The organism is Methanosarcina baltica (assembly GCF_055394095.1).
On record NZ_AP042463.1, the window covers coordinates 2,506,571 to 2,531,210 of the forward strand.

At 48.2% G+C, this 24,640-nt stretch carries 21 protein-coding genes and 1 tRNA gene; 17 read left to right on the plus strand and 5 right to left on the minus strand.

Annotated features, from left to right (window positions below; all coding sequences use genetic code 11):
• Window positions 1–112 precede the first annotated feature (112 nt).
• From ACZ5QV_RS10960 to ACZ5QV_RS10995, 8 genes are all read left to right on the plus strand, one after another.
• Window positions 113–184 (plus strand) — tRNA-Ala (locus tag ACZ5QV_RS10960).
• 263 nt (window positions 185–447) lie between these two features.
• Window positions 448–948: an FKBP-type peptidyl-prolyl cis-trans isomerase gene (locus ACZ5QV_RS10965; protein WP_464599849.1), complete on the plus strand. Its 501-nt coding sequence runs from the start codon at window positions 448–450 to the stop codon at window positions 946–948.
• Window positions 945–1,526 (plus strand): FKBP-type peptidyl-prolyl cis-trans isomerase, encoded by a 582-nt coding sequence (locus tag ACZ5QV_RS10970; protein WP_464599850.1) that lies wholly within the window; start codon window positions 945–947, stop codon window positions 1,524–1,526. Before ACZ5QV_RS10965 ends, ACZ5QV_RS10970 begins: the two co-directional genes overlap by 4 nt.
• A gap of 195 nt (window positions 1,527–1,721) precedes the next feature.
• The gene (locus ACZ5QV_RS10975) at window positions 1,722–2,255 is read left to right on the plus strand and encodes an FKBP-type peptidyl-prolyl cis-trans isomerase (RefSeq protein WP_464599851.1); all 534 of its coding nucleotides are present in this window, start codon (window positions 1,722–1,724) and stop codon (window positions 2,253–2,255) included.
• A gap of 23 nt (window positions 2,256–2,278) precedes the next feature.
• Window positions 2,279–2,674 carry an OB-fold nucleic acid binding domain-containing protein gene (locus ACZ5QV_RS10980; protein ID WP_464599852.1) on the plus strand — a complete coding sequence of 132 codons (396 nt, stop codon included), beginning with the start codon at window positions 2,279–2,281 and terminating at the stop codon, window positions 2,672–2,674.
• Between the two features lie 151 nt (window positions 2,675–2,825).
• Complete coding sequence (locus ACZ5QV_RS10985) at window positions 2,826–4,004, plus strand: sugar phosphate nucleotidyltransferase (protein WP_464599853.1); 1,179 nt, start codon at window positions 2,826–2,828, stop codon at window positions 4,002–4,004.
• A gap of 201 nt (window positions 4,005–4,205) precedes the next feature.
• Window positions 4,206–5,240, plus strand: a complete 1,035-nt coding sequence (locus tag ACZ5QV_RS10990; protein WP_464599854.1) for a lysylphosphatidylglycerol synthase transmembrane domain-containing protein — start codon at window positions 4,206–4,208, stop codon at window positions 5,238–5,240.
• A 626-nt stretch (window positions 5,241–5,866) separates the two neighbouring features.
• A complete protein-coding gene (locus ACZ5QV_RS10995; RefSeq protein ID WP_464599855.1) occupies window positions 5,867–7,963 on the plus strand; it encodes a glycoside hydrolase family 15 protein in 2,097 nt (698 codons plus the stop codon).
• Window positions 7,964–8,042: 79 nt separating this feature from the next.
• On the opposite strand, the gene ACZ5QV_RS11000 is transcribed toward ACZ5QV_RS10995, so the two are convergent.
• Window positions 8,043–8,495, minus strand: a complete 453-nt coding sequence (locus ACZ5QV_RS11000) for a GNAT family N-acetyltransferase (protein ID WP_464599856.1) — start codon at window positions 8,493–8,495, stop codon at window positions 8,043–8,045.
• Window positions 8,492–9,784, minus strand: a complete 1,293-nt coding sequence (locus ACZ5QV_RS11005; RefSeq protein WP_464599857.1) for a M20 metallopeptidase family protein — start codon at window positions 9,782–9,784, stop codon at window positions 8,492–8,494. Before ACZ5QV_RS11005 ends, ACZ5QV_RS11000 begins: the two co-directional genes overlap by 4 nt.
• A 172-nt stretch (window positions 9,785–9,956) precedes the next feature.
• Here ACZ5QV_RS11005 and ACZ5QV_RS11010 point away from each other — a divergent pair, with 172 nt between their 5' ends.
• Window positions 9,957–10,898: a nucleotidyltransferase domain-containing protein gene (locus tag ACZ5QV_RS11010; protein ID WP_464599858.1), complete on the plus strand. Its 942-nt coding sequence runs from the start codon at window positions 9,957–9,959 to the stop codon at window positions 10,896–10,898.
• A 134-nt stretch (window positions 10,899–11,032) separates the two neighbouring features.
• Here ACZ5QV_RS11010 and ACZ5QV_RS11015 read toward each other — a convergent pair whose 3' ends face one another.
• Entirely contained in the window at window positions 11,033–11,515 is a 483-nt protein-coding gene (locus tag ACZ5QV_RS11015) for a hypothetical protein (protein ID WP_464599859.1), read from the minus strand.
• 288 nt (window positions 11,516–11,803) lie between these two features.
• The gene (locus tag ACZ5QV_RS11020; protein ID WP_464599860.1) at window positions 11,804–13,243 is read right to left on the minus strand and encodes a PGF-pre-PGF domain-containing protein; all 1,440 of its coding nucleotides are present in this window, start codon (window positions 13,241–13,243) and stop codon (window positions 11,804–11,806) included.
• Window positions 13,244–13,528: 285 nt separating this feature from the next.
• Between ACZ5QV_RS11020 and ACZ5QV_RS11025 the strand changes: the two genes are divergently transcribed.
• From ACZ5QV_RS11025 to hflX, 8 genes are all read left to right on the plus strand, one after another.
• Window positions 13,529–14,200 carry a hypothetical protein gene (locus ACZ5QV_RS11025; protein WP_464599861.1) on the plus strand — a complete coding sequence of 224 codons (672 nt, stop codon included), beginning with the start codon at window positions 13,529–13,531 and terminating at the stop codon, window positions 14,198–14,200.
• Window positions 14,201–14,427: 227 nt separating this feature from the next.
• Complete coding sequence (cfbE, locus tag ACZ5QV_RS11030) at window positions 14,428–15,891, plus strand: coenzyme F430 synthase (RefSeq protein ID WP_464599862.1); 1,464 nt, start codon at window positions 14,428–14,430, stop codon at window positions 15,889–15,891.
• A 289-nt stretch (window positions 15,892–16,180) separates the two neighbouring features.
• A complete protein-coding gene (gene cfbD / locus ACZ5QV_RS11035; RefSeq protein WP_464599863.1) occupies window positions 16,181–17,296 on the plus strand; it encodes a Ni-sirohydrochlorin a,c-diamide reductive cyclase catalytic subunit in 1,116 nt (371 codons plus the stop codon).
• Window positions 17,297–17,361: 65 nt separating this feature from the next.
• Entirely contained in the window at window positions 17,362–18,159 is a 798-nt protein-coding gene (gene cfbC / locus ACZ5QV_RS11040; protein WP_464599864.1) for a Ni-sirohydrochlorin a,c-diamide reductive cyclase ATP-dependent reductase subunit, read from the plus strand.
• A gap of 162 nt (window positions 18,160–18,321) precedes the next feature.
• On the plus strand, window positions 18,322–19,875 hold the full coding sequence (gene cfbB, locus ACZ5QV_RS11045) for a Ni-sirohydrochlorin a,c-diamide synthase (protein ID WP_464599865.1): 1,554 nt from the start codon (window positions 18,322–18,324) through the stop codon (window positions 19,873–19,875).
• Window positions 19,876–19,965: 90 nt separating this feature from the next.
• A complete protein-coding gene (gene endA / locus ACZ5QV_RS11050) occupies window positions 19,966–21,018 on the plus strand; it encodes a tRNA-intron lyase (protein ID WP_464599866.1) in 1,053 nt (350 codons plus the stop codon).
• A gap of 89 nt (window positions 21,019–21,107) precedes the next feature.
• Window positions 21,108–21,521 carry a DUF2209 family protein gene (locus ACZ5QV_RS11055; protein WP_464599867.1) on the plus strand — a complete coding sequence of 138 codons (414 nt, stop codon included), beginning with the start codon at window positions 21,108–21,110 and terminating at the stop codon, window positions 21,519–21,521.
• A complete protein-coding gene (gene hflX, locus ACZ5QV_RS11060) occupies window positions 21,521–22,804 on the plus strand; it encodes a GTPase HflX (RefSeq protein WP_464602093.1) in 1,284 nt (427 codons plus the stop codon). Before ACZ5QV_RS11055 ends, hflX begins: the two co-directional genes overlap by 1 nt.
• Window positions 22,805–23,066: 262 nt before the next feature.
• Here the strand turns inward: hflX and ACZ5QV_RS11065 are convergent, their stop codons facing one another.
• The gene (locus ACZ5QV_RS11065) at window positions 23,067–24,299 is read right to left on the minus strand and encodes an RNA-guided endonuclease InsQ/TnpB family protein (RefSeq protein ID WP_464599868.1); all 1,233 of its coding nucleotides are present in this window, start codon (window positions 24,297–24,299) and stop codon (window positions 23,067–23,069) included.
• Window positions 24,300–24,640 lie beyond the last annotated feature (341 nt).

Sequence of the window (24,640 nt, forward strand, 5' to 3'; positions counted from 1 at the left end):
TTTCTTTATACCTTACATGCTCAAAAAGATTATATCGGTCGGCTTTTCTTTACCGAAATATATATATATAATGCAGTGAGTACTGGTGTTGCTCAAGTAAAATAAACTACATGGGCCGGTAGATCAGGGGTAGATCGCTACCTTGGCATGGTAGAGGCCTCGGGTTCAATTCCCGACCGGTCCATAACTTTTTTCATAACTTTTTTGTATGTTTTTTTCAATCAAGTTTAAATTTATACTTTTCTTTGTTTGGTTGTCTGTTTGATTGTTAGGTTCTTACATTTTTTTCAAATCTCTTCCTGTTTTCAAAGACCATTTTTTTTTCTGGAGTATGTACATTACTAAAATATATTTAATGAGTCACATGAAGTTGATTTTCAATCCCACTTTTTTTGTAATCATCAGTACTTTTATTTATTATCCCCTCATTTTCAGTCATTGATTTATATGACAGAGAATGATCTCAAAGAAAATGCTGAAAGTAGTCCGGAAATTATTGTTAAAAACGGGGACTCTGTTTCCGTGGACTATATAGGAAAGCTGGAGGATGGTACGGTTTTTGATACCTCTATAAAAGAGGCTGCTGTCGAGGCCGGAAAATTCAGCGAACAGAGAAACTACGAGCCCCTTTCGTTTACAGTGGGGGCTGGTCAGATGATCAAAGGCTTTGACCTGGGGGTCGTGGGAATGAAGGTAGGGGAAGAAAAGACTCTCGCGATTCCTCCTGAGGAAGCTTATGGAGAATACACCGAAGAGCTTGCAAAGGAAATCCCCTTATCTGCCGTGGATTTCAAACCCGTAATCGGAACCCAGCTCATGACGGATACCGGGGCCAGGGGTACTGTCACTTCCGTGGGTGCTGAAAATTTCGTTGTGGATTTCAACCATGAACTTGCGGGCAAGACCCTTATTTTCAAGGTTACCCTTGTTGCGGTGAATGAAGTATGAAACCAGGTAAATCTCTTGCAGGAAAAACCTTCCTTTGCCTGGTCGGGGTCTTCCTGCTGGGCTGTGTGCTGCTCGGAAGCGGGTGCACTGATACGGGTGAAAATGTAAACGAGTCCGGAGTTGTGGTAAAAGCCGGAGACAGTATCAGTGTGGACTATACCGGGAAACTTGATGACGGTACGGTCTTTGACACCTCAATAAAGGAAACTGCAATTGAAGCCGGAAAATTCTATGAACAGAAGAACTACGAGCCCCTTCCGTTTACAGTGGGAACCGGTCAGACGATCAAAGGCTTTGACGAAGGAGTCGTAGGGATGAAGGTGGGAGAAGAAAAGACCCTTATAATCCCGCCGGAGGAGGCCTACGGGGAATACAGTGAAGAAATGGTCCAGGCGGTCCCTCTCGAACAGCTGAACCTTGAAACTCCCCCTGTGGTCGGCCAGAAACTCAGGTCAATGTACGGGCAGGTCACCGTACTCGATGTGAATGAGACCCACGCGACGCTTGATTTCAACCATGAGCTTGCAGGCAAGACCCTGACCTTCGAGATAAAGCTCATCTCCCTTGAGTCAAACTGAGTTTTCAGGTGGGGTATGTGAGGAAGTTTTCCCCCTCAATTCCCTTCCCTCATTTCTTGATGTTGGGGAAATGTCTTATTTTCGGTTTTTCAGGCAGCTGGAGGGAGGGAGGACCCCCCCGGATGATATGGGGGTCTGGCAGGTGTCTTGCGGATGTCCGGTCCGAGCTTTCCGGAAATTTTAAGAGGTAATAGCATGGAAAATTCAAAAGCCGTAGAAACAGGAGACCATATCCTTGTGGATTACAAGGGAACATTAGAAGACGGGTCCGTCTTTGATACCACTCTTAAAGAATTTGCTAAAGAAGCAGGTATCTATGACGAAAAGAAGCATTACAGCCCCCTTCTTTTCAGGGTGAAATGCGGTCAGGTAATAAAAGGCCTTGATGAAGGTTTGATCGGAATGAAAGTGGGGGAGGAAAAAACCCTCATAATCCCATCCGAAAACGCCTACGGGGAATATAAAGACCATCTGGTCCAGAAAATCCCTCTCGCAAGGCTTGAACTTGAGACAGCCCCGGAGCCGGGTGAGAAAATCACAACTCCCAGGGGAAGGGAGGTCCGTGTGCTTGCTTCCGATGAAAAGAGTGCGACGCTTGACTTCAACGAAGAGCTTGCGGGCAAAACCCTGATCATGAAAGTGAAACTCGTATCCTTCGTGGGTGGAGCGGAATCAGTGGGAATATCCGAAGTAAGTCCCGGAGGAAGACCCGGAGAAGGAACTTTCTGATTAAGAAAACCGGGGGTAGTATAATGGGTATGGAGAAAGAGGAAAGGGTTGTGGTGGCCCTCATCCTCATGGCTCTTATCTCCCTTTCTGTTGCGTACTTCTGCTTCGGCTCCGGCCCGGCAGGAGCGGGGCAGGGGGCGGAGGAACTTACGGCGGGGTCGGCTTTGGGGGACAGGGTTTTTCTTGAAGCCGAAGTCATGAGTAAACGTTTTACTTATAAAGGAGGGCACCTGCTCCTCAGTGTGGACCATGAATCGGAGATTTTCACCGTATTCATACCTGAGGATGCAGGAGTGGAGGCTGTGGATAAAGCCATAGCCGTTGGGGATTTTGTGGCAATTACCGGAACGCTTGAGGAATATGAAGGGAGTCGTGAGATAAAAGTCCTGAATAAAGAGGACATTAAGGTCCTGCAGTAGTAGGGTTCGGAGTTTCCTCCGAATGTTCCTCACAAGGATCTTCAGTATGTTCCTCCGAATGTTCCTTTGAATTCCTGACCACTCGCTGACCTTCCATCCGGAGTCCTGAACCATCGTTAATACTATATTTCTTAAAAACATTTGAGGGAACATGAAAGCATGTATTATGTGCGGAGGTGCAGGGACCCGGCTCAGGCCTCTGACCTTCAAACACCCGAAACCCAGCATTCCTATTCTCAACCAGCCTTCAGTCAGGCACCTGATCGAGCACCTTTCCAAAGAGGGTTTTAATGAGATTGTCCTGACTCTCGGGTACATGGGGGAGGTAATCGAAGAGCAGCTCGGAGATGGACGCATGTTCGGGGTCCACATCGAGTATGTTTACGAGGAGAAGAAACTGGGGACCGCAGGCGGGGTTAAAAACGCGGAAAAGTACCTGAAAAACGAACCTTTTATCGTGCTTGGGGGAGACCACGTCCTGAACCTGGGTCTGAGAGAAATGTTCCGTTTTCATGAAAATCAGGAAGCTCTCGTGACCATAGGGCTCCTGTCAATCGACGATCCCAGGGAATTTGGGATTGCGGATATGGACATCAACAACCGCATCCACCGCTTCCTGGAAAAGCCAAAGGCGGGCCAGATTTTCAGCAACCTCGCAAGCACCGGAATCTACGTATGTGATCCCGATATCTTTGACTGGATCCCTGAAAATACAAAATACGATTTTGCAAAAGACCTTTTCCCGGCCCTGATGGCTTCCGACAGGAAGCTTAACGGTATGCTGGTTCGGGGGAAATGGACCGATGTCGGAAGCGCCGCAGCCTACAGGGAGGCCCAGCGCTGGATGCTTGATTCTCTTCCCGGAACAACCATAGATGGAAATTTCAGCACGAAAAACGCCCGGATAAGGGGGCCTCTGAGGGTGGAAAACAACGTATCCCTGGGCTCCAACTCCTCCCTTGTGGGCCCGATCGTCATCGGGGAAAACACCTTTATCGGGGACAATGTCCTCATAGGGCCCTATTCCGTGATAGGCTCTAACTGCGTTATTGAAAATAACGCAAAGATCTTTTCGTCCTATCTCTTCAACGGGGTGAGAATCGGAGAAAACTCCAACATCTCGGGCGCGGTTGTTGGAGACGAGACCATAATCGGGCAAAATTGCAGCCTGGAAAACGAGACCGTAATCGGGCATAAAGTGATTATCGGGAACGGTTCAACCGTCCATTCGGGAGTGAAAATCTGGCCGGAGGTTATGGTCAATAAAAACTCAAGCGTAAAGGAACTTACCACCAACCCTGATTACGAAACTTCCAATAATGGGTCCTAAAAGTCTCTGAAGGCTCGAAGTCTGTAGGGGAACGGGGTATACTCAGAGTCAACTCCCCTTCCCTTAAATCTCCTATTTTAGGGTTAAGGGGTCTTGTATTGCCGGATATGAAAATAGTAAGTTTGTAATAATTCGTATCTTAACCGAAGAAAAATGGAACAATATTATATATAACAACAGTTAAGAAACAAGCAGCTCTCTATGAACAAGTTTACAAAATGGCTGCTTGCATCACTTTTAATAAGTGCGTTTTCTTTTGTCCTCGTAACCGGCTTTACTTTTAATGTGGAAACAGTTGAAGCTCTCAGGAAGATTAAACCGGAATATATTTTTGCAGCCGCACTGCTGCATATTTTTTCGTATTTTGTCTGGGGTTTCCGGACCCGGGTTCTCTGTAAAGCCCTGGGCTACGATATAAAAATCTCAAAGGTCATTGAAATCGTAATTTCCAGTGCCTTTGCAGCCGGGATAACCCCTTCTTCCGCAGGAGGGGAGCCCCTGAGGGTTCACATGCTGCACCAGAATAAAATACCTCTCGGAAAAGCTACGGCAATCGTTTTCGGGGAAAGGTTGCTTGATGCGGGCCTGATTTTTGCCTCTCTTCCTTTTGCCTTCCACCTGCTGGGAGGCATGCTCTTAAATTATGAATTCGACGTGGCCTTTATGTTTGCAAACCTGCTGGTCTTTGCAATCCTTGTGTTCTTCGTCTACGGGGTCTGGAAACCCCACAAAGTAAAAAAAGCAATGCACCGGATAGTGACTGGGCTTTCCCCTCATTTCGGAAAGCGGACCGATACCGCAGTATCTCACTTTCTGGAACAGCTTGACCTGGAAATCGATCATTTTCATGAAAGTATGTTTTTCCTGCTTTTTGAAGGAAGAAAAGGGCTTTTCAGAGGAATTGCCTATACCTTTCTGTTCTGGGTTGTGGAGTATTCCCTCCTCGTCTTTATCCTGATGGGACTTAACCAGACCCCGTCCATACCAATCGTTTTTGCGGCCCAGGTCCTGCTCTCCGTCATCATGATCATCCCCGCAACCCCCGGGGCAAGCGGGGTTGCCGAGCTTGGGGCAGCATCTCTTTTTTCCGTTTTTGTAAACTCTTCCATCCTTGGGATAACCGTCGTTGCCTGGAGGGCTTTGACCTACTACCTGAATCTGCTCATAGGGGGCTTTGTGAGCCTCAAGCTGCTCAGGGACCTGGACGTGATTAAAAAATTGCTGGGCGATTCCTGAAAAGGGGTTCCGGGGTTTTTGAAGCCCGGAATGGTGTTTAATTAAAAACATATTTTATATTTTTAAATTGCCAGGGCCCTAAAATTTAATAAAGAACACGGTCATTTTCAAAAAATTAAAGAACCGGACTGCACTTACTGTGCAAATAGAAAGTGCAGTTCTTTTCTGGAAACGATCCCCTAATTTGCCCTTAATATATGCCAGGATTATATACAGGCCGGGATTTGCCGGCTTTCTTCATTTTGGGCTTTTGTAAGGCATTCAAGCGTACAATAAACGGCCTTTTCCTCAGCACCTTTAAGGATAAAAAATTCATCCCCACATACCGGACATATTTTTTTTATATAGACCATAGTAACACACTTTTTTGTTTTAATTCGTATTTCGAAAAAACTATTGTTAATTAAACAAATAAGAATACCTTCGATAACATATAAATATTCTTATGAAAATGTGATATATTTAGAGGGAGACATTATTACCATCGGACATATTGCTAAAAATTACGTACACATACCCTGTCGGAATTTTGGATCTTTTGAAAAATACCGTAAAACCGTTCAAAAAAAGAATCATTCCATAAAAAATCATTCCCAAAAATACACATCTCCGAATCTATTTGAGCAATGCATTCTATTTTCTTATGGGAAGAAAAAGAAAGCGGGGGTGCTGAGATAAGGCCACTTATATTCGGAAACGGTCGGATACTTATCTGTGAGGACGAAAAGGGAACTATTCGAGACATCTATTTTCCTTATGTAGGGCTTGAAAACCACGGAAATTCAATAAAGGCCGGGATATGCGACCTTGATTCTCTTTATTGTAGCTGGTTTGATACCTGGGATATCAAACAGCGCTACAAATCGGATTTTGAAAAAACGTTTTTTAAAATGAGTGAGGGAACCTCCGGAAAGCAGAGGGGAGTGAAAGGAGGGGACTTTACCTCTGTATCCGGCCTCGACTCCTGCACCTCTCCAAACTCAGGCTCAACCTTCTCATCTCCGCCGGAAAAAGAGGTTCCGGGCCCTTTCAGGGAAGTGGTCTCGAATATAGGGGAGACGGTTTTCGAAAACTCTGAAATTGGGGTGAGGGCAACAGTCCGGGAGACCGTGCACCCCTCGATGAATATCTTTTACCGGGTCTTTGAGGTCAAAAATACCTCCCGGAAAACAAAACACCTGCGCCTTTTTTTAAACCAGAACTACCGGATTCTGGAAAACAAGATCGGGGAAACCGGGGTAATCGACGGAAACACCCTTATCCACTACAAACGGGACCGCTATTTCCTGCACGGGAGTGAGCCCGATTTTGACCAGTACGCTGTCGGGACTGCCGAATGGAAGGGCCTTGAAGGGACCTGGAAAGACATGGAAAGTAACGCCCACCTGAGCGGAAACCCGGTATCTCACGGCTCAATCGATTCGACCCTGGGCTGGACCCTTCCCGAGATAAAACCCGGAGATGCAGAAAGGGTACATACCTGGATCGTTCTAGGGAAAAAGTACTGCAACGTGCTCAAAAGGCACAGGGGGATAAAGGATAGCAGTAAAAATTCCGTGTTTAACATCAACTTCAATTTCTGGAACTCTTTTACGGAAAGGATCTCCGTACTCCCGGAATTTGCCCGGATGCAGGAACTCCCGGCCGGGGTGACAGAATGCTTTTACAGAAGCCTGCTTGCGGTCGTGGCCCACATGGACATCTCGGGCTCCATTATCGCGTCCTGTGACTCGGACATAAAACAGTTCGGAGCCGACCTTTACACTTACTGCTGGCCAAGGGACGCAGCCTGGGTCTGCCTGGCCCTCGACCGGGCGAGGTATCATCACCTGAGCACGCAAACTTTCGAGTTCTTTTCAAAAATCATCACTCATCGGGGCAATTTCCTCCATAAATACACCCCGGCGGGAGACTTCGGGAGTACCTGGCACCCGGTCCCCATGACCCAGATAGACGAGACTGGGCTTCCACTCTACGCCCTCTACTACAACTGGGAAATTGCAAAAAACATCTGGACCGTGGGCCGCTACTACCGTGACCTTATCCACCCCGCAGCCGAGTACCTCACAAAACACCTGGACGAAACAGGGCTTCCAGCCTCGAGTTTTGACCTCTGGGAAGAGCGAAAGGGAGTGCACACCTACAGCGCCTGCACGGTCTATGCGGGACTGTACGGGGCCTCCGAACTTGCCAGGACTCTCGGAGACTACGCAAAAGCCGAAACCTGGGCCGAAGCTGCGGCCCGGGTCAAACAGGCTGTCCGGAACCGGCTTTATGATGAAAAAGAAAAAAGGTTCCGCCGCTCTCTCGAAGACCCGACCCTCGATAGCTCAACCTTTGCTGTCTGGTATTTCGGAATCCTGCCCCCCGACGACCCGAGGGTCGTCCGGACCATGGAGGCAATAGAACAGGAGCTTATCCGCCCCACGGGAGGAGTTGCCCGCTACCACCAGGACCGCTACTACGGCTATATGAACAGCTGGATCATCTGTACTCTCTGGCTCGCCCAGTGGCACACTGCATGTGGAAACCTGAAACGGGCCCTTGAACTTTTGGAATGGTGCGCCGCACACGCCCACCCCACAGGCCTCCTGCCGGAGCAGGTTGACTCCGAGGGTAAACCCTGGTCCGTGCTCCCTCTTGCCTGGTCCCATTCGACCTATGTGCTGGCCGTACTCGAATACCTGCAGGCCCTGGAAAAGACAGAAGGGAAAAATAAGTAAAGGGAATAAGAAGAAAAGAAAGAAGAGAAAAGAGAAACGAAAAACGAAGGAAGAAAAGATAAAGGAAAGAGAAGGCCCATCATTCTCGCTTTTCAAATTGCTTTTCAAAATAAAGGTAGCCTTTTTCTTCCTTTAAAAAAGTAAAACCCTGTTTCAGGTACATGTCTATAGCTTTCGTAAGTGTGGCATCGGTCTTTAACACAACACTCAAAAATTTTTTTTCTGCAAAGGCCAGAGCCGCCAGGAAAAGTTCCTTCCCGTGTCCTTTGCCTCTGAAATCCTTTTTCAGGTAAATGCGCCTGATTTCACAACGCTGGCCGTTTATGTTCCTGACCGCCGCAGTTCCGACAACCCTGCCGTCCTCCGCAAGCCCCACGAAAAAGGTGCCCCCTTTTTCAAAATAGTAACCCTCGATGTCCTTCAGGTCGGCGTCCTTTAACCTGTCGTACTCAAACCCGTGCTCCAGCAGGACGTCAAGCACAACGTCCCTTACCTCGGCTTTTTTGGAACTTTCATATTTTCGAATGATCATGTCAATGTCTCCCGAGGAAATTCCGAAGTCAACTCCCTGCCCAGATACTTTTCCGGAGAGTTCAGGAAGTCTAGGGCAAGGGTGTGGAAAATCTTTGTGCCTTTCAGGAGGACAGCCTCATCAATATCGAAACTTGAGGAATGGTTGATTTCCAGGATTCCCTTTTCCGGGTTCCGGATACCCAGCGAAATGAAAAGTCCGGGCACTTTCTGAAGGTAGCTCGCAAAGTCCTCGGCCGCAAAGACCTTTTTCATATCAGGATAGATCGTAAGCTCAGGAAAACTCTCTTCCAGTTTTGAATGCGCGGCTTTTGTAAAGTCCAGGTCGTTGACCAGAACAGGGTAGCCGTGGAGGATGTCCAGGTCATAGGCCGGAAAGCCTGAGAACTCCTCTCCGCTTTTTTCGTGTTTTCGCATGACTTTCCTGAGACACTTTTCTATCGTCTCGTCAATTACCTTCGTGGTCTTCTCATCAAAACTCCGGTAACTCCCGAGGATTCCAACCGTATCGGGATAACGGTTGAACTGATCTCCTCCCTGAATCCTCCCGATCCCTATAACGTATTTATCCGGCTCAAGCTTTGCTTCGAGGGCCGGGTAAAGGGCGCTCAGGAAATCCGTTGCCATCCGGACCGGGTCGATGCAGCTCTCCGGTTTTGAGATGTGGCCCCCTTTGCCTTTCATTATGACCTCAAGACGGTTGGTGCTCGCCATGAAAGGCCCTGGCCTGAACCCCGCACTCCCTGACTCGTGGTTAGTGAAGACGTGCATTCCCAGGACTGCGTCAACTCCCTCAAGCCCGCCTTCGGCAATCACCCTCGCAGAGCCTCCCGGAGGAATCTCTTCTGCGGGCTGGAAGATCAGGCGGATCTCACCCGGAAAGTTTCGGTCCTTCAGGAAAAGCCGGCAGGCTCCAAAGAGCATTGCCATGTGTCCGTCGTGCCCGCAGGCGTGCATGACTCCGTCATTTTCGGAAATATATTCCCGGTTCCGTTCCCCGGCTTCCTCCTGGACCGCAAGCCCGTCCGTATCTGTCCTGAGGGCGATGCAGGGGCCGGGTTTTGTCCCCGGGATGCTTGCAAGCACTCCCGTGTCCGCGATTTTTCGGGCCTCGATACCAAGCCCGGCCAGGAGTTTCAGAATTCGCTCCTGGGTCCCGTATTCTTCGAAACTCAGTTCGGGATGCCTGTGAAATTCGCGCCGCAGCCGGATGATCCAGTTTTCAAGGGGTTCTGAAAACGGGGCTGAGAATGGATCGTAAAGTTGTTCTGAAAACGGGTATGAGCTCAAAAATATTACCTCTTTCTCCAGGGTATTTCTTTCTTCAGGAAATTGCCTATTTCTTCAAGTATTATATATTTCTTCATACAGTTTCCGGAATCACTACCGGATATTATTATATACTGTCCCGTGACAATAAATTTTTGCATAATTTACGAATAATGCTTAATAGAGGGATTTCATGCTAAAAACACGTCTTAGGGATTTTATTCAGACAGAGGATGATTGGCTTTTCGCGGTTGTGGACTATTTTCATAAGGACGGGGTCAGGGCCATGCTCCGCTACGTACCGGACGAAAACGGGGACAGGGAGCTAAACGGGATACGGTACAGTAAGTGTGATTTCGGCCCGGCTTTCGAGTTCATGCGAAAGCACCGCCCCGAGTGGATTCAGGACGTGCATGTGGTCCCCGAAACAGCTGTTAAGAAGCTTCTCAGGCCCTCCGACCGGATTCCCGAACTTGTAAAAACAGACAGCAGAGTCGCCGAAATCGTAAAGACCCTCGATGAAGCCGGGATCTCCCGCTCAAGCATGGGGGTTACGGGCTCGATGGTTGCGGGGCTCCAGAATGAGAAATCGGATATTGATTTCGTGGTCTACGGTCCGGCCTGGTTCAAAGCCCGGGATGCCATCGCTGCCGCAAAAAAAGAAGACGGGCCGATTGAAGATATTGATGAGGAAATGTGGCAGAGGATTTACAGAAAAAGGATTCCGGAAATTTCCTTTGACGAGTTCATGCTCCACGAGATCAGGAAAGGTAACCGGGGTATGGTGGATGGCACCTATTTTGATCTCCTCTTTACCAGGGAATGGGAACAGATTAAAGAACCTCTCCTGCGGGGAACAGACACCGTCAAGCTGAAAATCGAAGCCGAGGTCACAAATGCCGATTTCGCCTTTGACAGCCCCTCATACTACAAAGTAGAACACGAAGAAATCGACCATGTGCTTTCCTACACCCACACCTACGCCGGACAGGCCCTTCCCGGGGAAATTATTGAAGCCCGGGGCGTTATTGAGGAACTGGGGGATATCAAAAGGCTTGTTGTGGGCACATCGAGGGAACCAAAAGGCGAATGGATCAGGTCCCTTAGCTGGCTTGAAAAATGCGGACAGATCTGAATAATTTGGGTAATAAAAAAATTGTAGACTTGAAAACAGAACAATAAGCATTATAAAAGAAAAAGGGAGGTTTTTTCCTGAAAAGTGGAAATTCTCAATTCAGAGATTTCCTTTTCATTCTTTTAAATTCCTTTTTATTTTTGGCAGATCATACGGTCCATTTCATCTGCAACCCTGAAGACGTCCTTGAATTCCCTTGCCTCCTGAAGATCAAAGACGAGTTCTTTAAGGCGACCAATCATTAACTTAACTTCATGAAGGCCCTCATACATGTAATCCGTTGAGACCTCGGTGCATTTCACCTTGTCCATGGAGTCTTCTTCATATATCTGCCCTTCCACCATCAGGATCTGGCTGTCCGCGTTTCCCAGGTGCCGGAGCACATTTTTAAATTCGTCTACAGAAAGGGCCTCTATCTCATCAGAGATTTCGGGCAATACTTCCAGGTTGGCCAGGCTCTTCAGGCAATCCACGATCTTTAACATTTTTATCCGGATTGTCTTTAACTGTTCAATAGCACTGTCAACGTCAGGAAGGGCTTTAAAAAATTCCTCAACATATAGAAGCTCGTATTCCGCTTCGTTCAAAAGACCTAGAAGGTTTCTGAGATCTGTCATAATACCACCAGGACAAACTGCCTCAACCGGACAGTTTGAATAACTGTATATACGGCGTCATAACATATATAGTAAATTTTATAATGTTTACGTGGATATTTATTATATAGGGTTAACATTTATAAAATCATCATGATTAATTATAACCATTACAGTGTGAACATTTGAAAATAAAAAATAGATTTTTAAGAACTGTTTGGCTTGCGAAAAAAAGAGAACAAATTCCTAATGTGGTCTGGAGACAGAAACTTCCAGACCACATGCGATTTACCTTCAGAATTCCAATTTTCAGTTTTTCCTTTTCATGATCCTGTACAGCAGGAGACAGAGCATCAGAGGGAGGACTTCAAAGCCCGGCATACTTTTGAACTTATCTTTGGTCCCTGTTTCGGAAGCTTCATCCCCATCTCCTGCAGCCCCGGTCTCGGAACCCGAGGGATTTTCCCCGTCCAGGGCCTGGGTAATATCAGATCCCGTGTCCTGGCTGCCCGTATTCTGATTGCCCGTTATCGCAAAAGGTGAAAAACCCGGGGTTTCGGCTTCGAAATAGAGGTATTTGGTATCCTCACCCACCTGCTTCGTGGGAAGGGAGTTCCATTTCTCCTCACTAAAACGCAGCAGGGTAATTGTAGACAAAGCAATATTATTTTCATTAATCCAGGTTCTATTTACCCGAAAACTGATTTTTGCATTTTCCAGGTTTTCAGGGCTTGAAAACCCGCTGCTACCAACCCAGATGTTCATATTCCTGTAAACCTTCCCGGCAGGAGGAGTCGGAACAAGCGAAGAAGTGTTCTTCAGAGATTCGATTGTTGCGGTTGTTTTCCCGAAACTCTTTTTGGGGTCAAACTCAAGGCCTGTGACATCATTCGTCTCGGCTCTGAAAGCATAGCGGGTACGGGTACCCTTAAAGATCTGCTGGTTTGCGATCTCCTTGAGTTCGATATTGCTGTTAGGTTCCGGAGAGCCCCCGCCACCTCCACCGCCCCCGCCGCCTCCACTGCTTTCGACGGTTGAAGTTTTGCTTACGGTGATATATCCGGTTTTTGTTTCCGTATCGTTCAATTCTCCCCTGTAAACCGTAAGGGAAACATTATACGTCCCTGTCGTTTTAAAAGTGAAGGAGGGATTCGGAAGTCTGGAATCAACGATGTTATCCCCGTTAAAGTCCCATTCCCAACTATCAAGTTCATATAAGGAAAGGTTTGTGAACTGCACGGAAAGAGGAACCGTACCTGAAAGAGGATTTGCGGAAAAGGCGGCAACTGGAGGAGGCATTATGACCTCGATTGCAGGGGAGGGACCCACGACAGAAACCGCAGGAACCTTATATGCGGAGACCTCTCCCGAAATACCGTAGTTCGTAAACTCCACATCTTCAGGTACCGTGACCTTATACACAACGGTTTTGCTCTTGCCCGCAGAAAGGTTTTCGGCCCAGACCCATTCCAGGGAAGCTTCCTTGAAAGTATCGGTATCCCTAAAAACGGCCCCGTCACTCTCAAGCGAAGTCGCACTCCAGCCTACGGGCAGGTCCTCATTCAGAGTGGGAGCCTCCAGGACTTGATTTGCCAGAACCTGATTTGCCAGAACCTGCACGGTCACGTTGAAAGATTCACCGGGGTAAACGCTGCTAGCTGAAAGTTCCCTGCTTGCTGTAATGACGGAATCTTCCGAGGCTGAAGTCGGGGAAGAGAGGGAGGTGACTCCGACCAAAATAGATAACATGAATATAAAAAGCAACGTGAAACAGGGCAGCCTCATAAGGCATTGATTATTCGGGGATTTTATAGTTTGCATGATAATATTCCCTTCTGGCGGTTTTTCAAAGAAGCTGGCCTTAAATTTTCTTATTTCTGCGCCTTCCGTAGTTCAAATCTTCATTTGAAACATTTAAAGTATTCCTATCTTTAAATATATTTCTTATTACGGCACCGAATCCCCAGACAATAGGGATAAGTATATTAATATAATAATCTGTATATAATACAAAACTTATGTGAGAATTATATCATGTTTCAAAAACTTACAGATGAAAACAGTGCCATTGCCGCACAAATTGCACAGATATGTACTGAAATTCAGGACGAGTCCCTGCGGGCAGAGGCCCTCTTCTCAATTGCACCGAAGCTTGAGGGACCGGGAAATGAAAAACTTCTGGAAATATTCCTTGAGGCCTCTTCCGGGATTCAATACGGAGCCGCAAGGGCAAAAGTCCTCTTCTCAATTGCTCCGCAGCTGAAGGGGCCGGGAAAAGAAAGCCTTATGAAAAAAGCCCTTTCCCTCGCCTCCGAGATTCAATATGGAAACGCAAGGGCTGATGCCCTTTCTTCGCTAATTCCGTATCTGGAAGGGCCGGAAAAGGCAAAACTTATACAAAAAGCCGTTATAGCTTCCTCCCACATCCAGGACGAAGCCGCAAGGGCTGAGGTCCTTTCCTCGCTTTCCGGACATTTTGATGGGCCGGGAAAAGAAGAGGTTGTGGAAAATATCCTTGCCGCCACCTTCGGGATTCAATACGGAGATGCCAGGGCTGAAGTCCTTTTTTTGATTGCTCCATACCTGATGGAGTTGGAAAAAGAAAGCCTTATAGAAAAAGCCCTGAAAGCCGCCTCCGGGATTCAGTCCGAGTCTCAAAAGTCCGGGATCATCTCCCTGCTTGCTCCACATCCTTTGTCTGAGTGAAAAGGAAACACAGTTCTCCGGGCCGGAAGTGTATCTTGATAACCTTTTTTTAACAGGCAGGCGGAAATTCGGAGGAAAGGGATTTACCGCCTTCAAAAATTTTACCTCCGTATCAGGGTTTCAGCCGGGCTGGTTTACTTCCGGTTTCATGAAATGCTCTGGGACTTTAGATCCCCGGCTACTCACCGGCCGCAATATATAACAGTCTGAACCCACTTATTTTTTTCATGAATTTACGCCAGAAAAAGATCGCCGTACTCGATTTGACCCACGGTGGGATTCCAATCTCCATCAGGCTTGCGGAACTCGGGGCCGAGCTTACGGCCGTGGACGTTTACGGCACCGTGGCCCCTTCAAAACTTGCCGAACTTGAAGAGCTGCACGGAATAAAGGCCCTGGCCGGGAAAATTTCCTTCCCGGAGGCCGCAGACTTCGACCTTCTGGTAGCTCCTGTCCACCTCGACCCGGCCCAGCCCTGGCTTTCCGGAGCCCGGGAAGCAGGAATTCCCGTCCTTTCTCACCACCGCATAGTCGGGGAAATTCTCACAAAAGACCCCCGGCTCGCCGGCATAAAAACGATAGAAATCACAGGCTCGAAGGCCAAGACCAGCACGGCCTCTATCCTTGCTGACATCCTCTCCCGCAAAAGCGAAACCGTGCTCCACACCTCCAGAGGGCTTGAAAGCTGGAAAGGGGGAGCAGCTTCCCTGGTCCAGCGGGGACTCAGCATCACCCCGGGCAGCATCTTGTTGGCTCTTGACCGGACCTTCGAGGCCGGAATCCGGCCCAGCTATTTTATTTTCGAGACCTCAATTGGGGGCACGGGCTCGGCCGACCTCGGGCTCCTCACAACCCTTCTCCCGGACTACGGGATAGCAAACGAAAGCGGGCTTGCAAGTGACGCAAAACTCCAGCTTATAAGGGACGCAAAGCCCGGAAGCGTCCTCGTGCTCAATGCGGGGGCTAAAAAGGCCCTGGTCTGTGCGGAAGAAGCCGGGAAAAAGACAAAGACAACGGAAAAACAAAAAACAAAAACAAAAGTCGTTAGCTTCAGTGATTCCTTCCTGCCCGGCTCGGAAAATGAGGCGGACCTCGTGTTTGAAAGTGAAAAAAACACGATCTCAATCCGGAAAGGGGAGCTTTTTTTCAGCGCAGAACTCAGGCTTGGCTACAACAGCAGTGCTTACAGGACCGCTTTTTCGGCAGCTTCAGCTGCGGCCCTCGAACTCGGAGTCGAAAGCGGGACAATCAAAAACGTGCTAGAAGAGTTTGAAGGGCTGGCTGGCCGGATGCAGGAAAAGGAACTTGGCCTGCATGAAGGAAAAAGAAAAACAGAACTTACCGTCCCTTTGATCGATAACTCTAATTCCGGTATGGACATTCGCTCAGCCGAAACGGCTCTGGAGTATGCCCTCCTTAAAAGAAAGGACGAGCGCAGGGAAAAGCTCATCCTGGTCCTCGGGGAAGAAGCCGCTCAGGTCTGTGAGGGGCTGCCCCCAGAAGCCGTGCGGGACTTCGTGGCCGAACACGGGAATAAATTTGAGAAAATTCTCCTGGTGGGAGAGAGGATGCGGAGTGTGAAAGCCTTAAACGTGCTCTATGCGGACAGTCTCCCGGAGGGGCTTTCGAAGGCTGCGGAGCTGGCCGGGAAAAATGACCTTGTTATTTCCTGCGTGAAATGCTTCCGATGAAATGTGGAAAACACAAAGTATTAAAATACTGTTAATACTTTTAATGCACCTGTTAATATTTTGATTACTTAGAACTCCTTATCTGCGCTGTTTACAATTAATTGCACGATTTACACTGGGAACGGGTCAGGCCCAGTAGCGGTTCATGTACCCGTTTCTTTTCATCAATAATCTAAGGCATCCCCCGGATATGCCAGGATCTGGATGATCCGGAGAATGGCCCCGAAGCAGGGGAACCTTAAACGGAATATCCGAAAAAAATAACAAATTACGTAAAAGATGATTTACCATGGCTGAAAAAGAAATTTCAATCATTCACCCCCGCCCGAGCTCCATCGTTGCGGCCCTTTACACTCTGCGAGACCTGAACGTTGACGTTGCAATCCTCCACGGGCCCCCTGGTTGCTCCTTTAAGCACGCAAGGCTTCTGGAAGAAGACGGGATCCACGTCGTGACAACAGGCCTTGATGAAAACGGTTTTGTTTTCGGAGGGCACGACAAACTCGTGGCCCTGATAAACAAGTCAATCGAACTCTTCAACCCCAAACTCATAGGAGTTGTCGGGACCTGTGCGAGCATGATCATAGGGGAAGAAATGCACGACGCCGTGCTTGAAGCAAACCCCGACATCCCGGTAATCGAGGTCGAGGTACATGCGGGCTACCACAACAACACAAGAGGCGTGATCTTTGCTCTGGAATCCGCCCTTGATGCCGGGATTATCGACCGTAAGGAGTTCGAGCGGCAGGAACACCTGCTCAAAAAAGCAACTGAAGTCGAAAAGAGAGCCGGGGCAGCAAGCAGGGAGTACCTGGCCCCCTCCCGTGGAGACGTCAAGTACACGGTCGCAAAGCGCATCTTTGAACTCCTGCGAGAAGGCAAACGCGGGCTTGTCATCATGAACGCCAAGAAGGAAACCGGCTACATGTTCGCCGACGTCACCCTTGCCGTAAACGAGGCTGCGGCCGCTCTCGGAAAGGAAGCAAACATCGTCAACATGGCAAACGTTGACGATAGTCTGGGGCTCCCACGGGTGCGCCAGCACGCCAAAAACATAATGAAAGGCTTCAAAGAACACGGGATCGAAATCCGGGAAATCATCGGCGGCATGGACGAGTACCCGATTGCCGGAGATAGGGTCAGCGAACTCATAAAAGAGAAATACCCTGACTACGACTTTGCGGTCATCACAGGAGTCCCGCACGCCCTGCCCATAGAATGTCTCCGGGGCCTGGAACTCTTCTCAGTCACGAACGGGCCGAGGCAGGTCCTCCCTCTCAAGGAAATGGGACACGAGCACGTCATCGTGGAAATCGACCTGCACCCGAAAACCCTCGGAGTCTCGAAAATCATCAATTCCGAATTTGGAGACACCCTCAGGATAATTATGAAGGAAAACCTCTAAGAAAGGATCTTCCTGAAGTAAAGCTCTGAGTTTAATCGAAAAATAAACAAAAAAAGGGGAAAGGCATGAAAAAACAAAAGATCATAGCAATCTACGGAAAAGGTGGCATCGGGAAATCAAGTACTGCATCCAACATGGCCGCGGCCTGCGCGGAAGTTGGGTACAAAGTAATGATCATAGGCTGCGACCCGAAAAGCGACTCTTCAATCACCCTCCTCGGAGGCAAAAGGATTCCCACGATCCTGGACCTCCTGCGAGAAGGCGTGGATGTTAAGGAAGAAGACGTGGTCTTTGAGGGCTACGCAGGGGTCAAATGCGTGGAAGCTGGAGGACCAGAGCCCGGAATCGGCTGCGCGGGCCGGGGAATAATTGTTGCGGTCCAGAAATTAAAAAGCATCTCTTCTGACCTGCTCGAGGAACAGGATCTCATCATCTACGACGTGCCCGGAGACATCGTCTGCGGCGGGTTCGTTGCTCCCATCAGGAAAGGTTTAGTAAACGAGGCCTACGCCCTGACCTCAGGCGAGTACATGACCATGTACGCCGCAAACAATATCTGCAAGGGCTTTTCCAAGATCGGAATGCCCTTAAGTGGCGTAATCTGCAACTCCAGAAACGCGAGCCGGGAAGAAGAACTCGTGAACAAGTTCGCGGAAGAAATCGGGAGCAAACTTATAGCCTTTATCCCGAAGAGCCAGATCGTTCAGGACTGCGAGCGGGACGGTTTTTCGGTGATGGAAAAAGCCCCGGATTCCGACATTGCCGAAGTCTATCGGAAACTCGGAAAAGCCATCATGGTAAACGAAGAGCGTATTATACCGAAACCCCTGAACGACGAGCGTTTAAGGGAACTGACGCGCTGAGTGCAGCAGGCCTGAGCCGGACAAAATCGAGCAAAATCGGACAAAATCGAGCAAAACCAGGTAGTTCCGAGCCGCCGTATCCTTGTTTGAAAAAGTGGATGGAAGGCTGTCCGAAGTAAAATAATAAATGAATAATAAAAAATAAAAAAGAGTTGGGAGCCTATGTCTCAGAATAAGCAAAAAGCATCCGTCCTTCCCAGAGTCCTTATCTCCGCCGACCGTTCCTCCTCCGGAAAGACCACGATTTCCATGGGGCTTATGGCGGCCCTGGCTTCCAGAGGTTTCAGGGTCCAGCCTTTCAAGGTTGCCCTGGACTACATCGATTCAAGTTACCACAGCGAAATCACGGGGCGGTCCTGCCGGAACCTTGACGGCTACCTGATGGACGAAAACAGCATCCTTGACGTATACACCCACGCCTGCGACGCAGCCGGCGGGTCCGATATCGCAATTATAGAAGGAGTCAGGGGACTCTATGAAGGCTTCGAGAGCCTGAGCGACCTCGGGAGCACGGCCCAGATCGCAAAAATTCTGGACTGTCCCGTGGTCCTGGTACTCAACGCAAGGAGCATAACCCGTTCCTGCGCGGCCCTGGTAAACGGCTACAAAAATTTTGATCCTGACGTGAAAATCGTAGGGGTCATCCTGAACAACATAGGGGGCCGCCGACATGCCGAAAAGGCAAAAGAGGCAATCGAATATTACACGGACATTCCGGTAATCGGAATAATCCCGAGAGACCCTTCCATGCAGATTTCCATGAGACACCTGGGCCTCGTCCCCGCCCTTGAAGGCCGAAGGCGGGTCAAGGGTTTTGAGGAGAGGCTTGCGGGAATTGAAAGGATCATCAACGAAGGCATTGACGTGGACCGCTTCCTTGAAATCGCAAAGGATATAGGGCCTCTGCCTGTACCGGAAAACAGCGTTTTTACCAGGAAATTTGCCGGGGAAGTTGACGGGAAAGTTGACGGGAAATTAACCGGAAAAGCGACAGATGAAGAAGAAACAGATAGGGAAAAGCCGAAAATCGGGGTTGCCCTGGACGAGGCCTTCAACTTCTACTACCGGGACAACATCGACCTTATTGAACTCGAAGGGGCCGAAACGCTTACATTCAGTCCCGTAAACGACTCCACCCTCCCCGAGGTGGATGGGCTCTACATCGGAGGCGGCTACCCCGAACTCTTCGCGGCCGAACTGGAGGCGAACGAGTCCATGCGAAAGGCCATAAAAGCGGCCTCTGAAGTCGGTATGCCCATCTACGCCGAATGCGGAGGGCTCATGTACCTGACCGAAAAAATTTCGACAGGAATCCCCGGAAAAGGCACCTACCACGACGCGGAGCTCCCTGAATCCACCTATACCATGGTCGGAGCGCTTCCGGGGCACACCATAATGGGGCAGACCCGGGTTGTCAGCTACAACATAGGGACCCTTGCCCAGGACTGCATTATAGGGAAAAAAGGAAATAGCTTCAAAGGGCATGAGTTCCACCACTCCGAAATCCGGGAAATTCCCGAAGACGCTTCCTTTGCCATAAAAATCTCGCGAGGCACGGGAATAAAGGATGGGCTGGACGGGCTGACCGTCAAAAACACGCTAGGGTCATATGCCCACCTGCACGGGGTAGCCTACAGGGAACTTGCAACCTCTTTTGTGGAAGCGGCGAGAAAATTCAGGAATGAAAATTCAGGGAAGAAAAATCCCGGAAAATGAGATACACATTTATTACACATTTATTGTACAGTCATCAAATATTCATTACACAGTCATCATACAGTCTAATTATTAAAAAGGTGAATTTTATTGGAAGCCAGACTTAAGGGAGACAGGGTCAGGGCCGGGAAAGAGTCGGTCCCCGAGCTCTACGACAAAGGGTATTACGGACGCCCGAAGGGAAAGGAACTCGAACTGAGGTGCGTGGAAGCAGCTTTTCTCCTCTTCAGGGGCAAGCTCGAAATCAAACTTGAAGGGATTGAGCTTGATTTCAGGACTTTTTTCGAGCAGGCCTCCCTCCGGGAAGGAAATTTCGAATTAAAGTACATTGTTTACAAGGACCTCAGGGAAAGGGGCTACTATGTCCAGCCCTCAAGCACGGACTTTAGGGTATATCCGCGTGGCGGGCACCCTGGGAAGAGTGCGGCGAGGAGTTTTGTCTACGTCCACTCCGAGAGGGCCCCTCTCCCGCTAAAGGACCTGCTTGAGTCCGTAAAGGCTGCGGAAAACGTGCGCAAGCAGCTGATCCTCGCAATTGTGGACGAGGAGAGTGACATTACCTTTTACGAGGCAAAAACCCTTAAGCCAAAAGGAGAGATGGAACGCCTTTACCCCGATATTCAGGCAGAAGCAACCTTCCTTGAGGACAGGGTTATTGTCTGGGGTGAAAGTCCCTCAAAAGAGCTTTACTCGGGAGGTTTTTACGGAAAACCGCTGGACTCCGAGAGGCTACAGCTCTCCCTGGTCGAATCCCTCTACCTCCTTGAAAAAGGAGTGCTCACCCTCAGGGACAGGGAAGGAAAGGAGCTTGATCCCGAAACCTTCCTGGAAAAAGCAAGCTTTATAGAAGAGGCCTTCCTCAGGAAATACAAAGCATACAGGGACCTGCGGGACTCCGGGCATGTGGCAAAGACCGGCTTTAAGTTCGGGACCCATTTCAGGGTCTACCGGAAGGTCGAGTCGCCTGAAAAGATTCCTCACTCGGAATACCTGATAAACGCGATTCCTCAGGACTTCGAGTTCCGGCTTCCGGTGATGTCCGGGGCCGTGCGTCTGGCAAACAGTGTCCGTAAGGGGATGCTTTTTGCGATCGAGGACGGGGAAGAAATCGAGTACCTTGATATCGGTAGAGTCAAGATGTGACGTTGTAAATGGATGTACAATTGTAAATGTGGATCTCTTGACTTTTTAAATCAGTGGTCCAAAATTTATTTTAAAATTGAGTGAGACAGATGTGGGATATAATCGCGGTTGACATATCGGGTCGGCACAGGATCAGGGATGGGTACTACCTGGTCTGCGCGGCCGCTGCTCTTTCTATCTCCGCCGATCATATAGAAAAGATAAAACAGGTTGCTATCCTTCCTCGCTGGTTGAAAGGGGAAAAGAAAAGGACCCCGCAGCTTACGGATATCGTGCAGCTTATCGAGGATACGGCAGCAAAACTTGATTACAGTGGCACGATTGTTTCGGAAAAAGGGGATATGTATAACCAGCCGCTGTGGGTTTCGGAAAGCATGTTTTCAGGGGCTTACAAGTATCAGGAATCCATGGCTGAAAGACGGGGTATCGAGCTTGCCCACCATATTTCCCTGAGTGCCCGAAACCTTCTATTAAAAGAACTGAACATTGAGGCCGGACAATAATCCTTACTGAAAAATCGGAAAAGAAGGTAATCCTTGTAAAGAGGGATACCCCCGGTTCAGACCCGGAAAAGAACGAAAACCGTTTCCGCGAACTCAGGGAACTTGCAAAAGCCGCAGGCTACCTCCCCGTGGAAAAACTCAGCCAGGTCAGACACCCGGACCGGAAGTATCATCTGGGGAAGGGGAAAGTCGAGGAACTGGCCGAATTTGTGCAGCTCAGAGGCGCGGAAATTGTCATCTTTTACAACAGGCTTTCCACAACCCAGATCCATAATATCTCGGAAATCTGCGGGTGCAGGGTTATTGACCGCTTCCAGCTTATTCTTGAAATTTTTGCGAAAAGAGCAACGACCCACCGCTCCAAACTCCAGGTCGAACTCGCAAAGCTAATGTACGAACTCCCGAGGGCCAGGGCCACGGTTTCCTTTATGAAAAAAGAGGAAAAGGCTGGTTTCATGGGCCTTGGAGGCTACGAGGACTCTTACGAGCAGGACCTGAGGAAACGGATTTCCAGAATTGAAAAGGAACTGAAGTCCGCGGAAATGGATGATGAATCCCTCCGGATCTACAGGCGAAGGCAGGGCCTTTCCCTGATATCCCTGGCCGGGTACACTAACGCCGGGAAAAGTACGCTTTTCAATGCCCTGGTCGAGGAAAACGCGATAACCATGGATATGCCCTTCACGACCCTCGTCCCCATGACAAGGGCCCTTGATCTGGGGGGCCGAAAGGCTCTTCTGACGGACACTGTCGGGTTTATTGAAGACCTTCCCCACTGGCTCGTGGACGCTTTCAAGTCCACGCTGGACGGGATCTTCCTTTCGGATATTATCCTCCTTGTGGTGGATGTGAGCGAAAAACCCGAACTTGTAAGGCAGAAACTCGACACCTGCCACGACACCCTCTGGGACCGCATAGGCGGGGTGCCGGTAATTACCGTCCTGAACAAGATTGACCGGATAAGCTCGGAAGAACTTGAGGACCTGCTCGATCAAATTGACCACCTGGCCCCTAACTTTGTCTTCGTTTCCGCAAAAGAAGGGACCTGGCTCCCCCAGCTCAAAGCCGAAATCCGCCAGCACCTGCCCGAATGGGAGAGATGTTCCCTTTCCTTCCCGAATTCTTCGGAGGGTATGTCGGTGCTTTCCTGGCTTTATGAAGAGGGAATCGTGCATAAGGTGGATTACGGAGAGCAGATACTCGTTGATTACGAAGCAAGGGCCGAAATCATCTACAGGGCAAAAACTTTTGAAAGGGGCCTTTCGGAGAATATTCCCGATTGATATATTTCGATTGGAAAATTTCGATTGGAATATTTCGATTGAAAAATCCCTATTAAAAAATCTCGATTAAAAAGGCTCCGGTAAGCTTCCAGGAATCGGGGCCGGCGGCAAAATACCGTTTTTCTTAATTTTGCATAAGCTTTTCCAAATATTCTCGTACCTCTCCAATTGATCGTAAACATGTATATTGTTCGCATATTTACGAAATATCTATATAATAAAGAGCTGTTTGTATTAATGCTATGAAAAGTCCTAATTAGTATCACAAACTATTATGAATTTGTGATATAAACTGTTCTTTGTATAGTGGATTAACACTAACAGGGTGAAGCACAACACCCTCTATCCCCTCTGCAAAGGCATTAGGGATTGCTTTTCTAATCATATTATATGCTGCATTGACATCAGCGTTAAGAAGAACTCCCGTGGCACTTCGGAAAAGCCCTCTTTTGACCCGTTTTCCGAGATATTCTTCATGGTGTTCCATTAGCTCATTATCAAGGAAAGAGCATTTGCTTGTATAGGATTCTTCGATCCGTTCAACCGAAATTCCAACCTCTCCAGCCTTGTATTCGACCATTGAAATAAAGGTACTGTGAGGGATCTGAGCAAAATTCTGATTATTTTTCTTGCCCATGTTGGTTTTCTGTTTCCAGAAAGGGTTGCTTCCGATAATGATATTCTCCACGTTCATTTCCAGAGCATAGTTGACTATTGCCCTGCTCAGTTTGTGGAGTACGTCTTTAATCCGTGAGTTTCGTTTATGGGTAAGTACTTCTACACTCTTTCCGGTCTTGATCCCATGCTTTTCATAAGTACTCTGTAGCTTTGCTTTCTGCTTGTTGTAAAACTGGTTTACTGACTTGGCAACCCCGCCCTTAACAATAATTGGATTCTCTCCATAATTGTTTGCAATAGTTGCAAGGTTGACAACTCCAAGATCAATTCCCAGGACTCGACCGGAAGTAAGAGGTATGGGATCTTCGATTTCCTTTTCAAAAACAATTTCACAGGTGTATCCTGCGTGTTTTGGAATGATCCTGACTTCTCTCAAATTAGTATCATCAGGAAGTCTTGTCTGGATGGATAACGGAACTACTTTGGGAAACTTGAGCACCCCGTCTTTGATCCTGACCTGTTGATTTGTAAAAATTAACAGGTATTCCCCGTTTTTTTCAAGGTACTTTGGAGGCTTTGGTTTGCCTGTGAAAAGTTCAGGATTCTTTTTGTAAGATTTTAAAGCTTCGAAAAAAGATTTCCAGTTACGGTCAAGTACTTTCAGATTCTGTTGAGCAGATTTAGCAGGAAGCTCTTTGTAAGGCTCAGAGGCCTTCACAAGCCCATAAAGTTTATTGTACCTGATCCATTTTCCTTTATTGAAGAACTCCTGTCTGATAATATAATCAGAGAAATTGTACAGGTTTTTGGACTTATGGCACAAATCCCCTATTTCCCTGGAATGAAACTGGATTTGCTCAACACGTTTAATTATCAATTTGGCTCGACCTCGATTTCTAACCTTTTTTCTTTTCTTTTGCTATAATGTTTCACAGAATAATAATGAAGCATTGAAATTATTTCGTCAAATATTTCTGATGCTTAATGTATTTCTTGATACCTTTAGCAGATTGAGCACTTTTTTTGCATTTATGGTGGATATTATATAATAGAATCTGGATACTAATTATATCTATTGTGTCGCTTTTACGTACTATACGAACGGACAGTTTTCTGTAAGACAATAAACCCTCCTCATATCCTAAAAGTACCCCCCATCTCAGACACTTTTTAACCCCTGTTTTTCTGTCCGTTCGCGTTTTCTCCATCTTAACAATT

What these genes read in the sequence shown, in the direction of transcription:
- ACZ5QV_RS10970 (WP_464599850.1), top strand. Translation starts at nt 945, where the DNA reads ATGAAACCAGGTAAATCTCTTGCAGGAAAAACCTTCCTTTGCCTGGTC.
- cfbD (WP_464599863.1), top strand. Translation starts at nt 16,181, where the DNA reads ATGGCTGAAAAAGAAATTTCAATCATTCACCCCCGCCCGAGCTCCATC.
- cfbB (WP_464599865.1), top strand. Translation starts at nt 18,322, where the DNA reads ATGTCTCAGAATAAGCAAAAAGCATCCGTCCTTCCCAGAGTCCTTATC.
- cfbE (WP_464599862.1), top strand. Translation starts at nt 14,428, where the DNA reads ATGAATTTACGCCAGAAAAAGATCGCCGTACTCGATTTGACCCACGGT.
- ACZ5QV_RS11015 (WP_464599859.1), bottom strand. Translation starts at nt 11,515, where the DNA reads ATGACAGATCTCAGAAACCTTCTAGGTCTTTTGAACGAAGCGGAATAC.
- ACZ5QV_RS10980 (WP_464599852.1), top strand. Translation starts at nt 2,279, where the DNA reads ATGGGTATGGAGAAAGAGGAAAGGGTTGTGGTGGCCCTCATCCTCATG.
- ACZ5QV_RS10965 (WP_464599849.1), top strand. Translation starts at nt 448, where the DNA reads ATGACAGAGAATGATCTCAAAGAAAATGCTGAAAGTAGTCCGGAAATT.
- ACZ5QV_RS10990 (WP_464599854.1), top strand. Translation starts at nt 4,206, where the DNA reads ATGAACAAGTTTACAAAATGGCTGCTTGCATCACTTTTAATAAGTGCG.
- ACZ5QV_RS11000 (WP_464599856.1), bottom strand. Translation starts at nt 8,495, where the DNA reads ATGATCATTCGAAAATATGAAAGTTCCAAAAAAGCCGAGGTAAGGGAC.
- ACZ5QV_RS11020 (WP_464599860.1), bottom strand. Translation starts at nt 13,243, where the DNA reads ATGTTATCTATTTTGGTCGGAGTCACCTCCCTCTCTTCCCCGACTTCA.
- cfbC (WP_464599864.1), top strand. Translation starts at nt 17,362, where the DNA reads ATGAAAAAACAAAAGATCATAGCAATCTACGGAAAAGGTGGCATCGGG.
- ACZ5QV_RS11025 (WP_464599861.1), top strand. Translation starts at nt 13,529, where the DNA reads ATGTTTCAAAAACTTACAGATGAAAACAGTGCCATTGCCGCACAAATT.
- ACZ5QV_RS10995 (WP_464599855.1), top strand. Translation starts at nt 5,867, where the DNA reads ATGCATTCTATTTTCTTATGGGAAGAAAAAGAAAGCGGGGGTGCTGAG.
- ACZ5QV_RS10975 (WP_464599851.1), top strand. Translation starts at nt 1,722, where the DNA reads ATGGAAAATTCAAAAGCCGTAGAAACAGGAGACCATATCCTTGTGGAT.
- ACZ5QV_RS11055 (WP_464599867.1), top strand. Translation starts at nt 21,108, where the DNA reads ATGTGGGATATAATCGCGGTTGACATATCGGGTCGGCACAGGATCAGG.
- ACZ5QV_RS10985 (WP_464599853.1), top strand. Translation starts at nt 2,826, where the DNA reads ATGAAAGCATGTATTATGTGCGGAGGTGCAGGGACCCGGCTCAGGCCT.
- ACZ5QV_RS11010 (WP_464599858.1), top strand. Translation starts at nt 9,957, where the DNA reads ATGCTAAAAACACGTCTTAGGGATTTTATTCAGACAGAGGATGATTGG.